At 71.2% G+C, this 14,100-nt stretch carries 11 protein-coding genes and 1 pseudogene; 6 read left to right on the top strand and 6 right to left on the bottom strand.

Annotated features, from left to right (window positions below):
- Positions 1-20 precede the first annotated feature (20 nt).
- Complete coding sequence (locus AB0C35_RS26280; RefSeq protein ID WP_358460797.1) at positions 21-1,385, bottom strand: MBL fold metallo-hydrolase; 1,365 nt, start codon at positions 1,383-1,385, stop codon at positions 21-23.
- A 231-nt stretch (positions 1,386-1,616) separates the two neighbouring features.
- Here AB0C35_RS26280 and AB0C35_RS26275 point away from each other — a divergent pair, with 231 nt between their 5' ends.
- On the top strand, positions 1,617-1,865 hold the full coding sequence (locus AB0C35_RS26275; protein ID WP_358460940.1) for a metal-sensitive transcriptional regulator: 249 nt from the start codon (positions 1,617-1,619) through the stop codon (positions 1,863-1,865).
- Positions 1,866-2,004: 139 nt separating this feature from the next.
- Here the strand turns inward: AB0C35_RS26275 and AB0C35_RS26270 are convergent, their stop codons facing one another.
- Positions 2,005-2,883 (bottom strand): universal stress protein, encoded by an 879-nt coding sequence (locus AB0C35_RS26270; RefSeq protein WP_358460794.1) that lies wholly within the window; start codon positions 2,881-2,883, stop codon positions 2,005-2,007.
- Positions 2,884-2,984: 101 nt separating this feature from the next.
- Positions 2,985-4,034, bottom strand: coding sequence for a class I fructose-bisphosphate aldolase (locus AB0C35_RS26265; protein ID WP_358460791.1), 1,050 nt, complete (start codon positions 4,032-4,034; stop codon positions 2,985-2,987).
- A gap of 279 nt (positions 4,035-4,313) precedes the next feature.
- Between AB0C35_RS26265 and AB0C35_RS26260 the strand changes: the two genes are divergently transcribed.
- The 4 genes from AB0C35_RS26260 to AB0C35_RS26245 all read left to right on the top strand — a co-directional run bounded on the left by AB0C35_RS26260 (position 4,314) and on the right by AB0C35_RS26245 (position 12,083).
- Positions 4,314-4,640, top strand: a complete 327-nt coding sequence (locus tag AB0C35_RS26260; protein WP_358460789.1) for a hypothetical protein — start codon at positions 4,314-4,316, stop codon at positions 4,638-4,640.
- A 101-nt stretch (positions 4,641-4,741) separates the two neighbouring features.
- Positions 4,742-5,881, top strand: coding sequence for a site-2 protease family protein (locus AB0C35_RS26255; protein ID WP_358460786.1), 1,140 nt, complete (start codon positions 4,742-4,744; stop codon positions 5,879-5,881).
- A gap of 240 nt (positions 5,882-6,121) precedes the next feature.
- Complete coding sequence (locus AB0C35_RS26250; RefSeq protein ID WP_358460783.1) at positions 6,122-7,282, top strand: polysaccharide deacetylase family protein; 1,161 nt, start codon at positions 6,122-6,124, stop codon at positions 7,280-7,282.
- Between the two features lie 4 nt (positions 7,283-7,286).
- On the top strand, positions 7,287-12,083 hold the full coding sequence (locus AB0C35_RS26245; protein WP_358460780.1) for a lysylphosphatidylglycerol synthase domain-containing protein: 4,797 nt from the start codon (positions 7,287-7,289) through the stop codon (positions 12,081-12,083).
- Here the strand turns inward: AB0C35_RS26245 and AB0C35_RS26240 are convergent.
- Both AB0C35_RS26240 and AB0C35_RS26235 read right to left on the bottom strand, forming a co-directional pair.
- Complete coding sequence (locus AB0C35_RS26240) at positions 12,070-12,915, bottom strand: ABC transporter permease subunit (protein WP_358460777.1); 846 nt, start codon at positions 12,913-12,915, stop codon at positions 12,070-12,072. The genes AB0C35_RS26245 and AB0C35_RS26240 overlap by 14 nt on opposite strands.
- Positions 12,916-12,995: 80 nt before the next feature.
- Entirely contained in the window at positions 12,996-13,283 is a 288-nt protein-coding gene (locus AB0C35_RS26235; RefSeq protein WP_358460956.1) for a hypothetical protein, read from the bottom strand.
- A 3-nt stretch (positions 13,284-13,286) separates the two neighbouring features.
- On the opposite strand from AB0C35_RS26235, the gene AB0C35_RS26230 reads away from it, so the two are divergent.
- Complete coding sequence (locus AB0C35_RS26230) at positions 13,287-13,490, top strand: hypothetical protein (RefSeq protein WP_358460953.1); 204 nt, start codon at positions 13,287-13,289, stop codon at positions 13,488-13,490.
- On the opposite strand, the pseudogene AB0C35_RS26225 reads toward AB0C35_RS26230, so the two are convergent.
- Positions 13,439-13,878: pseudogene (locus tag AB0C35_RS26225) on the bottom strand (ABC transporter ATP-binding protein); the annotation flags it as partial. The gene AB0C35_RS26230 and the pseudogene AB0C35_RS26225 sit on opposite strands and share 52 nt — an antisense overlap.
- Positions 13,879-14,100 lie beyond the last annotated feature (222 nt).

The raw sequence follows: 14,100 nt of genomic DNA, 5'->3' as shown, positions 1-14,100 counted from the left end.
CGATTCGGGCGGTCCAGGTGTCAGGCGGCGGACGCGACGACCGGCAGGCCGGCGCGGACGCCGGCGTCGTACTCGTCGTCGACGGCGACCACGCGCCGCCCGGCGGCGGCCAGGAACGAGGCGGCGATGGCGGCGCGGTAGCCGGCCTGGCAGTGGACCCACACTTCGCCGCCGGGCACCTCGTCCATGCGCTGCGACAGGTCTTGCAGCGGGATGTGCAGGGCGCCGTCGATGTGCGAGTCGTCCCACTCGTGGGAACGGCGCACGTCCAGCACCACGACCGGCCGGTGGTGCCGCACGGCGGCCAGCTCACCGAACGACGCCCTCGGGAAGGAGGCCAGGGGCTCCCCGCCCGCCCAGCGTTCTGGGCCGCCGGTGGCCGACGCGGCAGGCCGGTCAATGCCGATGCGAACCAGCTCACGCTGGGCGGCCGCGACGTCCTCGGGCGTCTGGCCCAGCAGGGTCAGCGGTGTGCCCCACGGGACGAGCCAGCCGAGGTAGGTCGCGAAGCCGCCGTCCAGCCCGAAGTTGAGCGTTCCCGCCATGTGCCCGGCCGCGAACGCCGTGCGGGTCCGCAGGTCGACGACCCACTCCCCGGCCTCGATGCGGCGGCGCAGCTCGGCGGCGTCCGCGCGACGCGGTTCCGACAGGTCGGGCGCTTCGAGTCCCGCGCTGTTGGCCGGGCCCATGTGGGCGTAGTAGGCCGGCCAGGCGTCCAACCCGGCCAGCAGCGTCTCCACGTAGTCCTTCTCGTCCAGGGTGAGCGCGGGATTGGTGCGCTTCTCCTGCCCGATCGTCGATGCTTCGGCCCCCGACTGGGTGGCCGAGCAGAAGCTGCCGAACCCGTGGGTGGGGAAGACCTCGGCGTCGTCGGGGAGCTCACGGATCAGCCGGTGCGCCGACCCGTACTGGGCGGTCACCAGGTCGTGGGTGTGGGCCGGTCCGAGCAGGTCGGGCCGTCCGGTGGATCCGTACAGGAGCGACCCGCCGGTGAACACCGCGGGCACCCGGCCCTGAGCCTCCAGGACGTAGGCCAGATGCGTGAACGTGTGGCCGGGGGTCGCCAGGACCCGCACGCGCATCCACGCACCGACGTCGACGATGTCCCCGTCGGACACCGCGTCATGCTCGAAGGTCACGGGGTCAGCGGCGTTGACGTGGTACGCGGCTCCCGTCGCCTGGGCCAGTGCCCGGCCACCGGTCACATAGTCGTTGTGGATGTGGGTCTCGAAGACGTCGAGGATCACCGCGTGCCGCTCCTCTGCCAGGGCGAGCACGCGGTCGATGTCACGCTGCGGATCGACTACGAACGCGACCTCGCCGTCAGTGACGAAGTAGCTGCGGTCCCCCAGGGTGGGGGTGTCGATGGGAACGATCTCGATCATCGGACTACCTCTCTCCAACTCGTCAGGCGGCGTTCTCACAGAGCCCTCCATATACCCCCCGGGGTATATGTCCTCAGATTAACCGAAGTTCGAGACGCCATGCAAATACCCCCAGGGGTATAGACTCAGGCATGCGGGGCGGGCTCGGCACCGACCCAGGCCGATCCGATCGCGGGGCGCCATGCCCTGGTGGGCATGAGGAGGGCGACATGAAATTCGGAGGCGGACTCGCTGGCCGATGTCCTCGTACGCTTGCGGCGTGCGCAGGGACAACTCGGCGGCGTCATCCAGATGATCGAGAACGAGCGGGACTGCAAGGACGTCATCGCCCAGCTGGCGGCAGTGTCGCGGGCACTGGACCGCGCCGGATTCAAGATCATCGCGACCGGCCTGGAGAAGTGCGTCATGGAGGACACGGACCCCGAACAGGCTCAACTGGACCTTGACCAGTTGGAGAAGCTGTTCCTGGGCCTCGCCTGACCTGGCTGCGGACACCGCTGCGATCCAGCGGCCATGCGAAGGACGGCGGCCTGCGGCACATGCGACGGGCTCGCCGCCTGTCCACCCCAGGGGACGGGCGGGCCCGACCGTCAGCCGCGGTCCATCCCCGCAGGGGTGGTCACGCCCGACCGCGTACGACGGCGACGGGGCAGTGCGCGTGGTGCAGGAGCGCTTGGCAGACCGAGCCGAGGAGGAGGCCGGCGAAACCGCCGCGGCCGCGTGCCCCCGCGACCACGAGCCGGGCGTCGCCGCTGGCTTCGATGAGCGCCGGACGGGTGCGGGCTTGCACCAGCCTGGTGCGCACGGTGACGTCGGGATACTTCTCAGGCCAGCCCGCCAACGCTTCGGCCAGGACGCGTTCTTCCTCGTCACGCAGCATGCCGATGTCGTACACCAGCGGCAGCGGATCACCCGGGCCGGTGGGGACAGGCCCGGTCCATGTGTTCCAGGCATGCAGGGCGATCAGTTCGGCGCCGCGCATCGAGGCCTCGGCGAAGGCGAAGGCGACGGCCGCTTCGCCGGCGGCCGAGCCGTCGACGGCGAGCACGATCGGTCCGCTGGGATCCGGTTCACCGCGGACCACCAGCACCGGGCAGCGGGCGTGAGCGGCCAGATGCACCGCCGTCGAGCCGACCAGCAGACCACTGAAACCGCCCAGCCCCCGGCTGCCGACCACCACCAGCACGGCCTCACGCGACTCCTCCTCCAGTACGGTGACCGCCGCACCAGTCACCACCCGGGAGGTGATGGGCAATTCCGGAGCCACCGACCGTGCCCGCTCGACCGCCTGGCTCACGAGACGATCGGCCATGTTGCGGAACCCGCCGGTCGGCGGGCCGAGCGGCGAGGGGCCCAGCGGCACCCGCAAAAGCGGCCAGACGAAGGCATGCACCACGCGCAGCGGCACACCACGCGACTGCGCCTCACGGGCTGCGGTCTGCACAGCGGTCAGGCTCGACTCGAAGCCGTCCACTCCAACTACGACCGGGCTGTTCATCGGCCCTCCTCGAGATCTCATCCGTGTTCTACCTGCGAAGACCGCCCGTCCCGCACCGGCCGCGAACGCCGATGCCCCGTCGAGCAGATGGGATCCTGCGATCAGGCGATGGTGACGGCGGTGTCGAGGTAGACGTCCTGGATTGCGTGTATGAGCGCCACCCCTTCCTGCCGCGGGCGCTGGAACGACTTGCGTCCGACGATCAGGCCCATGCCGCCGGCCCGCTTGTTGACGACCGCGGTACGGACGGCCTTGGCCATGTCGCCTCCGCCAGCCGAGGCCCCACCGGAGTTGATCAGCCCGACCCGTCCCATGTAGCAGTTGGCGACCTGCCAGCGAGTGAGGTCGATGGGATGGTCGCTGGTCAGCTCGTCGTACACCCGGTCGTCGGACTTGCCGAAGCCCAGCGCGCGGAAACCGCCGTTGTTCTCTGGCTGCTTCTGCTTCACGATGTCCGCTTCGACGGTGGCGGCCAGGTGGTTCGCCTGACCGGTCAGGTCGGCGCTGACGTGGTAGTCGATCCCGTCCTTTTTGAAGGCGGGGTTGCGCAGGTAGGCCCACAGGACGGTGAACATGCCCAGCTCGTGGGCGCGCGCGAACGCCTCGCGGACTTCCTGGAGTTGCCGCATGCTCTCCGGTGCACCGAAGTAGACGGTGGCGCCGACGGCGACGGCGCCCAGGTCGAACGCCTGCTTGACCGAGGCGAACATGACCTGGTCGTAGGTGTTGGGGTAACTCAGCAGCTGGTTGTGGTTGATTTTGGCGATGAACGGGATCCGGTGCGCGTACCGTCGTGAGGTCACGCCCAGCACGCCGACAGTGCTCGCGATCGCGTTGCAACCTGCCTCGACCGCCAGTTCGCACAGGTTTACGGGGTCGAAGTAGGCCGGGTTCGGGGCGAAGGACGCGGCTGCGGAATGCTCGACCCCCTGGTCCACCGGAAGGATCGACAGGTACCCGGTGCCGGCGAGGCGGCCGGTGTCGAACACGTGCTGCAGATTGCGCAGGACGGCGGGAGACCGGTCACTCGACGCAAGGACCCGGTCGACGAAGTCGGGCCCAGGGAGCTGCAACCGGTCTCGTGAGATTGCTCCGCACTCGTGGGCGAGGAGGGACTGCGCCTCGTCGCCCAGCATCTCCTTGGTTTCCATGAATCCAGCGTCTCCCCGCGTCCGGCGACCTTCCCAGGGGCCAAGGTCCTGCGTTCACCCACGTGGCCACGGCCTGCGGACTCCCTGCGACGCGGCACCGGAGGTTCCGGAACCGCCGGTGCTGCATGATGAAGTGCGCGGGCTCACCGAAGAGCCGGGCGGTGACGCAGTCGAGCAGGACCGGCCTTTCCCCGTCCCGGTACGGTGCGGGCCCTTGGTCCCGAGTTCTGGGTAATGACGGCCCTGCCGCCCTGGAGCGGCACGGGAAACACTGAGGACATGGCTTCCAGGATTCCGCACGAGCGCATCGCTCGGCTCACAGGTAAGACCAAGTCGATGGCGCAGCCGGAAGAGCGCCGCACTCCTGCCCCGCCTCGGGTGCCGGATCTGGCGGACCGGGCGTGCTGCTGCCCGGCCAAGCCTGCCGTGGTCGCGGTCCTGCCGATCAACGGTCATGACCGTCAGGCCGTGGACATTCATCTGTGCCTCCACCACTACCGGCTGTCGAGCACGGCCTTGACCGAGGCGGACGCGGTCGTGTTCGACGGCTCGGGCATGCCGGTCGAAGACCCCGACCCGAACAAGCTGTTGCAGGCAGCCGGCTGACGCCGGGCCCTGCGGACCTAGGCCTCTGCTGGACAGGGCAATTCGGCCCTGATGGCGCGCCTGACGCGGGGCGAGCCTGGAGGTGCCGCGGGAGGTGCGCGATGAAACAGACCTTCAGACTGGGAACGATCCGGGGAATCCCGTTCGGGATACACTGGTCGGTTCTGGTGATCATGGTGCTGATCACCGACATCCTGGCCCGGTCGGTGCTCCCCGCGGCCGATCCGGCGGCGTCCACCGGGACGCGCTGGGCGGTGGCGGCGGTGGCCGCGGCTCTGTTCCTGGCCTCACTCGCCGCGCACGAGCTCGCACACGCGTTCGTCGCCCGGCGGCACGGCGTAAGGGTCGGCTCCGTCACACTGTGGATGCTGGGCGGCGTCGCGGAGCTGGCCGACGAACCGCCCAACGCGCGCGCAGACCTGCGCATCGCCGGCGTCGGCCCGCTGACCAGCGCGGCGGCGGCAGCGGCCTTCGCCGGGTTCGCCGCGACCGGCGCCGCGCTCGGCGTCCCGGCGACCGTCATCGCGTCACTGAGCTGGATCGCGGCGACCAACGGGCTCATCGCCGTGTTCAACCTGCTGCCGGGCGCTCCCTTGGACGGCGGCCGTATCCTGCGCGCGGTGCTGTGGCGCAGGCACGGGGATAAGGCCGGCGCGAACCGTACCGCCGCCCGCGCCGGGAGGATGCTGGGCGGGGCCATGATCGTCGGCGGGCTGGTGGTCGTTCTCCTGGTGAGCTTCCTCAGCGGGCTCTGGCTTGCTCTGGTCGGATGGTTCATCGCCGGTTCCGCGCGGGCCGAGGAGCGCTGGACGGATCTGCGCGAGGCCGCCGAAGGTCTGCGGGCCACCGACATCATGGCGCCGCATCCCGACCACGGCTGGTCCTGGCAGCACGCGGGCACGTTCATCGAGGGCGTCGCGCTGCGGTCACGGCAGTCTGTCTTCCTGGTCGTGAACGTGACCGGCGATCCGATCGGCGCCGTCACGGTGGAGCGGCTGGCGCTCGTACAGCCCCGAGACGCCCGCGTTCGGCTCGGGGATCTCAGCGTCCCGCTGCCTTCGGAGCGCGTCGTCGGCCCGGACGTCCCCGTCATCACGCTGTTTCACTTGCCCCCCGTTGTGGGTGACCTCGTCGCGGTCGTGGCCTCTGACCATCGGCTGCTGGGCATCATCACCACCGGCGACATTCAGCGGATGCTACGGCGCAACCGGCTCCGGGCCGGAACGCCCACCACCGCCTGAGCCCGCCGATCACCAGGTGCGATCGGGTGGACCCCGGAACACATCGCCTTGCGGATGAACATGCGGACCACGCTCGCACGCCACGGCCACGAGATGCTCCACGACAGGCCTACGCGTTGACGGGCCCATGCGCGACGAGGGGCACGAGCCCTTCAGCGTTCGGCCGGGGGACCTTCGTCCACTGCCCTGGCCGACCGCGGCGGGGGACGCTGAAGTCCCCATCAAGGACGGTGAATCAAGATGCGGCGCATCGCAGCGCTCTCCACGGCTGTCTTGCTCCCCACGGCGCTGGTGACGGCGACCGCGCCCGCCGTGGCGCACACCGTCGCTACGACACGCGGCGCGGCGGCCGTGGACGTGCCCACCTACACCCCCGGCGCGGCCGGCTGGCCGAGCGGCAATGGCTTCGACGTCGCCTACCGAGCCTCCACGGAGAACGTGCTGTACCGGCGGTTCGTTGACGGTGCCTGGTCCAGCCCGCTCAATGTGGCCGGGCGCCTGATCGGCGGCCCGGCCGTCGCCTTCGCCGGCGGCAGTCCGCACGTGTACGGACGCGGCGTGGACGGGCACCTGTGGGAGCGGATCCGGGTGAACGGAACCTGGCAGCCCTGGACCAAGGTCGACGACCTGGTCATCACGGCTGCACCCGCGGCGGCCGGGCACGCTGGCGGTCGCGTCGAGGTGTTCGTCCGCGACGCCTCCGACCGGCTTCAGACCAAGACCTATTCCCCCGGGACCGGCTGGAGCGGCTGGACCGCCCTCGGCCTGACCGCCCGCTCGGCACCCGCGGTCGCCGTGACCGGCACCGACACCTTCGCCGGCGGCAAGACCGTGTCGGTCGGCCGCGGCCGCGACGGCGCGCTATGGAGCCGCGCCATTACCGGCACCACCTGGACCACCGACCAGCAAGCCTGGATCCCCGGACCACCCGCCGCCGTGCCGTCCACGCTCCGCGGCAAGAACTTCACCAAGGTCCCCACCACGGCGAAGGTGGCCGCGTTGACCTTCGACGGCGCCTGGGACGCCTCCGGCGTCGCCTCGATCCGCACCACCCTCCAGCGCGAGAACGTGCCCGCCACCTTCTCCCCGGTCGGCGACTTCGCCCGCGGCTTTCCCATCTACTCCAACCTGCTGGCCGGGTCGGGCTTCCGCATCGGGAACCGCAGCAACACCCACCCCGACTTCACCAAGATCAGCGACGCGACGGCTAGGACGCAGGTCACCGCCGCCAAGGTCACCGCTCGCGTGCTGGCCGCCAAGACGCCCGGGATGATCGTCCTGATGCACGTCGGCGCCAATCCCGACGACGGCACCACCCTGGACGCCGACGCGCTCCCCGCGATCATCACCGGGCTCCGTGACGCCGGCTACTCCCTCACCACCCTCGACGCCCTGAGGTGAACGCATGACCACGCGGGTGGCCGAAGACGGCCTCGCCGGCTCATCGGAGACCAACGGTGGCGGGGTAGGGCGGGGACGTGCCCGGACGTGGTTCGGCCGCGTCCTGGCCCTGCTGGTGGTCGCCGCGATCTTCGGCAAGATCCTGCCCGGTTTCGTCGACCTGGAGAAGGTCGCCGAGATCCTGCGAACACGGGTGAGCGCGCCCGAGCTCGTCCTGCTGTCGGCGCTCACGGCGCTGTCGGTGCTCGCGTCGGCCGCCGGTCTCAGCGCGGCGCTTCCGGGCCTGAGGATCGTCCCCGCGTCGGTCATCAACGTGGTGACCACCGCGGTCTCCTACGCCCTGCCGGGCGGAGGCGCCGCCGGGGCGGCCCTGAACGTCGCGATGTCCCGGGAACTCGGCTTCCGGGCGGTCCCGATCGCGTTGCAGGTGCTGGTGACCGGCCTCTGGAACGTCGTCACACGGCTGACCCTGCCGCTGCTCGCGCTGGGCCTGCTCGCCCTGGTATCCGACGTTCCTCCGGGGATCCGCGGGGCTGGAGTCCTGGGGCTGGGCCTGGCCGTCGTGCTCGTCACACTTACGGGCGTCATGCTCTGGAGCGATCGCGCGGCATCCACCGTCGTGGCCTCCGGATACCGCGCGGCCCGTCCCATCCTGCGGCTGCTGCACCGCGAAGTGGACGACCATGCCGCTGATGTGGCGCGGTTCCAGGGCGAGGCCCGGGAGCTGATTCGCGGCCGGTGGCCGGCACTGACACTGTCCGCCATCGCTTACCACGCCTGCGTTTTCGCGGTGCTCTACCTGTCATTGCAGGCCGCGGGCACCACCCGGGTGGGCGTCCTGGAGGCCTTCGCCGTGTACACGGTGGCGCGGCAGGTGACGGTCATCCCGCTCACCCCGGGCAGCGCGGGCGTGCTCGAACTGGCGCTGATCGGCGGGCTGAACCTCACCGGGGCGGACCTGCCCGCAGCCGCGGCCGGCGTTCTGCTGTTCCGGTTCTTCACCTACCTGGTCTACCTGCCGGCGGGCGGGGTGCTGTGGTCGTGGTGGCGATGGGTTCGCCCGGCCACCGCCGCGAAGCCCCGCCGGACCGCGTCCCGCCACCCGATGGACGCGGTCCGGCTGGCGCTCGCGCTGACCTTCCTGGCGGTGCTGGTCGCGTCGAGCCGGGGCGTCCCCGGCTGGGACATCGACCTTTTCCGGTTGGTGAACGACCTTCCCGACGCGATCGAGCCGCCGGTATGGCTGGTCATGCAGGCCGGCTGGTTCGGCGCCACCGCAGCCGCGATGGTGGCCGCCGCCGCATTCCGCCGGTTCCGCCTGGCCGTCACGCTGGGCGGGAGCGGGATGCTCGCGTGGATCCTGGCCAAGATCCTCAAGGACGTGGCCGGGCGACCGCGGCCCGCCGCGCTGCTGGACGATGTCGCGCTCCGGGCCGACGCGACGCCCTTGGGCACGGGTTTCGTCGCCGGGCACACGGCCGTGGCGGCCGCGCTGGTCACGGTCGCCAGTGCGTATCTTCCGCGTCCGTACCGGCGCCTCCTGTGGCTCGTGGTCGCGGCCGTGGGCGCCGCCAGGGTCTATGTGGGGGCGCACTTCCCGCTGGACGCGCTCGGCGGGGCGGCCCTGGGCTGGGCGGTGGGTGCGGCGGCGCTTCTCATCGCCGGGACGCCGGGGCACCGTCCCCGGCTCGCGGCGGTACGGGAGATGCTCGCCGGCCACGGATCGACGGTGACGGACGTCCAGGAGGTGCAGGGCGATCTTCGGCATGCGGTGCCCTTCGCCGTGACCACCTCCACCGGACGGCTCTTCGTCAAGGTGATGGGCCGTGACCAGCGCGACGCAGACACACTGCACCGGCTGGGCCGCTTGTGGCGCCGCAGGCCGGGCGAACCTCCGTTCGCCACCGCAAAGCACCTGGCCGAACACGAGGGGTACCTGCTCATGCGCGCCCGGCGGGCCGGTGCCCGCGTCCCGGCCATCCGGTTCGTGACCGAGTCCGGCCCCGGCGGCTGGGCACTGGTGATGGACCATGTCGATGGCGCCCGTCCTCTCACCGCGACCGAGGAGCTCACTCGGGACACGCTGGACGATCTGTGGCGGCAGTACGCCGCGCTGCGCGCAGACCGCATCGCGCACCGCGACCTCACGCCGGAGAACATCCTGATCGACGAGCGGGGACGTCCCTGGATCGTCGGCTGGGGACGCGCGGAGACCGACACGGCACCGGAAGTGCTGAACGACGACGCAACCCGTCTGCTCGCCATGACCACTGCGGCCACCACACACAAGCAGGCGCTGGCGGCGGCGCGGCGCGTCATCGGCACGGCTGAGTCGGCCAGGCTCGCCGCCCGGTCCAGGAACCACGTGAAGCGGGCGTCTCCGCGGATCCTCCGCAAGCGACGGCCCGAACGTCCCGGCCTGCGGGAATCCCGGTTCGCGCTGTTCCCGCCGAAGTCGCCCGCCACGGCACGGCATCCGGCCGATGTGATCCGTGTCCTGGCCGGACTCGGTGTCTGCTCGTCCCTGGCGATCTTCGCCGCGGACGGGCTCCTGCTGGGCACGGAGGCCGGCGTCTTCCGTCTCGTCAACCACCTGCCCGGCTGGCTGTTCCGGCCGGTCGACATCGTGATGCAGACCGGTGCCCTCGGCGCGGTCGCGGCGACGGCGGCGGCCGCCCTGGCCGCCCGCCGGGTCCGGCTCGCCGCCGACCTGGCCCTCGGAGGCACCGCCGCCTGGCTGCTCGCCAAACTGATCAAGGATCTCGCCGACCGCGGCCGGCCTGGGGCGCTGCTGTCGGAGGTCGTGCTTCGCGGCGCGCACGAAGGCGGCCTCGGGTTCGTCTCCGGCCACGCCGCCGTCGCCGCCGCCCTGGCCACGGTCGCCGCCGCGCACGTCCGCCGCCCGGTCCGGTGGATGCTGTGGACCGTCGCGGTCGCCGTGGCGGTAGGCCGCGTCTACGTAGGCGCCCACTTCCCCTTGGACGTCGTCGCGGGGGCCGCGCTCGGGTGGGCGATCGGCGGTGCCGTCCACCTCGTACGCGGCACACCGAACCACATCCCGCCGCCGGCACGGGTCGCCACCGGACTCGCCCGCTGCGGCCTGGCGGAAGCCGACGTCAAACCGCTCAAGGCAGACGCGCGCGGTTCGGTCCCGTTCACCGCCGTCACCGCCGATGGCCGCACCGCCTTCGTCAAGGCGCTCGGCCGCGACCAGCGGGACGCGGACCTGCTGTTCAAAGCGGCCCGCTTCCTGCTGTACCGCGAGGTCGAGGACGAGACGCCGATGGCGAGCCCCAAGCGGCAGGTGGAGCACGAGGCGTACATGCTGATGCGCGCCGCCGCGACTGGCGCACGTGTCCCCGCCGTCATCGGCGTGGCGCCCGCCGGGCCCGGTACCTGGATCCTCGTCGAGGAGGCCATCGAGACCGACGGCCGCGCCGTCCAGTCGCTGGACGACACCTGCCTGCGCCGCCTGTGGTCGGAGGTCGCATTACTCCACGCGGCGCGCATCGCCCACCGCGACCTGCGATTGGCGAACGTCCTCGTCGGTACGGACGGCCGTCCCGTGCTCGTCGACTTCGGTTTCGCCGAGGACGCCGCCGGCGACGGCCGACGGGCCCAGGACGTGGCCGAACTCCTTGTCTCCACGGCCCTCGTCACCGGCCCGCAACGGTCCGTCCAGGCCGCGGTCAACGTGCTCGGGCTCTCCGCCACCGGGGCCGCCGCACCCTACTTGCAGCCCCTCGCTCTGGCGGGTTCCACACGGACGATGCTGCGAGAACACCCGCTCCTCCTCGATGAACTGCGCATGGTGCTGACCGGTGCGGGCGCCACCCGCGTCGCTCCTCGGCCGCTGTCGCGAATCCCGTCCCGGCCCTGGTTCCTGCTGCTGCTCGTCCTCGCCGGATACGTCACCTACCACGCGCTCATCGGAATCACGGGCCTGCGCTCCCCGATGACGGTCCTCGCCGGCGCCCAAACACGCTGGCTCCTAGCGGCCACGTTGCTGGTGGCGGCCTCCTACGCCGCGGGCGCGCTCTCTTTGATGGGCGCCTCCCTGCACGACCTGGCCTTCGGACGCACCTACGTGCGCCAGGTCGCCGCGTCCTACGCCTCCCGCCAGCATCCGACCGGCCGGGGCGGCGACGCCGTTCTGGGCGCCTACCTTCGCGACCATGGGGCCGGACCACACGAAGCCACCCAGACCGTCGCGCTCACGAGACTGACCGGGGCGCTCGTCCATCTGATAGCACTGGTTCTGGCGCTGGTGTCCGCCGCCGCACAAGGGTGGGGATCGCCGCGCTCGCCGGCGTGGTCCGGGCCCCTGATCCTCACCGTTTCGGCAGTCGTGCTTCTCGGCACGGCCCTCCTGTGGCGCCGCCGGGCGGAGGTCATCCCGCCGCTGAAGGCCGCCGCGGCGGGACTGTCCCAGCGGTTGCGCAGACCCAAGCGCCTCATCGCGCTCCTCGCCGGCAACTCCCTGGTCACCACCTGCTCGGCGCTGACCTTCCTGGCCGTGGGCCACGCGATGAACGTGCCGCTCTCCCCGGCCACCTTGGCCTCGATATATCTCCTGCTGATCCCCCTGCGCCTTCTCGGTCCCCTCCCGGGCGGCCTGGGCATCGTCGAGCCCCTCTTCGCGCTGGCCCTGGTCGCCCTCGGGACCGGCCCGACCGAAGCGGTCGTGACCGTCCTGCTCTACAGGATCCTCAGCTTCTGGCTCCCGATCCTGCCCGGCGCCCTGATCTTCCACGCCCCTCGCGGCCACATCCGTCGTCACCGGCCGCTCAATCGCCGGTGAGGTCCCGGCGCTCGAAGAGCCAGTGCCCGGCCATGGTTAGCAGCGCCGCCACGGCGATCATGTTGACTGCGGCGACGATATCGAACGGTTCCGCCGGGACGTTCGCGAGGTGGTGGAACGGGGAGACGGCGAGAACCGGATCACGCCAGTTCAGCGCGGGCCCGATCGGGTTTCTGTACGGGTGAAGATCATCCAGCCAGCCGAACGGGGTGAGCCAGCGCAGCCACCCGCGTGAGTCGGCGCTGTTGGCGGCCATTCTGACCAGGAACAGGACCCCGAAGACGGCGGCCGAAGCCATGGTCACGAGGCGCCGCACCTGAAAGATCTGCGCGGGCACCGCCGTGACCGCCGCGAACGTCGCGGCGAAGCCGGCGAGCCCGAGCCCGAACAGCGCCGAGCCCGCCGCACCCGTCCCCATCAGCGCCAAAGGGACGGCCGCCGCGGCCCCCGCCACGACCGCCGCGCCCGCAAGGACGCCCGACTGCACCAGCACGACACGGGACGGACGTACCGGCGCCACCAGGACGAGTTCGGCGCGGCCGGACTCCTCCTCTCCGCGCAGTAAACGGCCCGCCGCCAGCATCGCCCAGATGCCGGCGACCGCGGCCAGCATCCAGCCGGCGTCCCAGACGACGAAACCGCCGGGCGTCTCGACGGCGTGCGGGACGCCCTGCAGCATCCGCACGGCGGGGTCTTCCGACAGCGCCGCGAGCTTCTGCCGCGAGGCGGCGTCGGGATAGGTCCGCTGGTAGGTGACGACCTCAACCGTGACGTAGACGGCGATGGCGATGGCGAGCCAGCCCACCCCGCGCCGGATCAGCCGGGCGGTCAACCACGCGACCCGTGCGTCCGCAGGACGGTGCTCTTCCGTGCGCGGTCGCGCAACGGCCCGGCGCACAGGCATGGCCCTGCTCATCTCTCCGCCTCGTAGTAGCTCAGGAAGATCTCTTCGAGGGTCGGCTCGTGACTGCGGAGCCGGACCAGAGGGCAGGCGCTCAACCGGGACAGTGCGGGAGACGGCGATCCGGTGATCGACACCCGCACACCGCCGTCGATGGGCTCCACGCCGGTCACACCCGGCACCCCGGCGAGATCGGGGGGGCGGGCCGTCCACGATCGCCTCCAGCACCGTCCCGCCCAGCCCGCGCAGTTCGTCCAGTGCGGCAACCTCGACCAGCCGCCTTCCCGGAGGATCGCCACGCGGTGGCAAAGGTCCTGGACCTCGTCCAGGATGTGGGAGGAGAGGAAGATCGTCTGTCCGCGGCCGGCGGCCTCCTTGGCCAGCGTCTGGAACTCGGCCTCCAGAGCGGGTCGAGTCCCGAGGTCGGCTCGTCCAGCAGCAGCACATCCGGCCGGGTCATCAGCGCCGCGATCAGAGCGAGCTTCTGCCGGTTGCCCTTGGAGTAGGAGCGGGCCGGCAGCCCGGGATCGAACCGCAGCCGCTCGACGAGCTCGTCGCGGAACGGCACGTCGGCACGCCCGGACAGGTTCCCCAGATAGGTCAGTGTCTCCAGCCCGGTCAGCTGCGGCCACACCGCCACATCCCCGGCGACGTAGCCGACGTGGCGGTGTGCGCGCTCGACGTCCCGACGGGGACATCCGTGATCCACGCCTTGCCGGACGTCGGCCGGGCGAGGCCGAGCAGCAGCCGGATCGTCGTCGACTTTCCCGCTCCGTTCGGCCCGAGGAAGCCGAAGATCTCTCCACGGCCGACCTCCAGGTCCAGGCCGTCCACGGCGAGCACCCTTCCGAAACGCTTGGTCAGGCTTTCGGTCCGTATCGCCGACGCAACCATCGCGCACCTCCTCACAGGTCCGCTCCCGACGTTAAGCAGGAGATCAGCACACGGATGCGGCCGAAAGTCCCTACGTCGTTCGCCGGTCGGCACTGGGCAATGCAAGAGCGGCGGGGCTGAACCCAGACCGGCGATGTACGCACACCGGTGGGACGTTGGCGGGTTACAGCCGGGACGAACGTCCCTACTGGCGATCGGGACGACCACAGAGCCTTGAGATAC

Source organism: Spirillospora sp. NPDC048819 (genome assembly GCF_040650055.1).
Lineage (GTDB): Bacteria > Actinomycetota > Actinomycetes > Streptosporangiales > Streptosporangiaceae > Spirillospora.
Note: the sequence above shows the minus strand (reverse complement) of the source record. Positions and strands in the feature narration are given on the sequence as shown.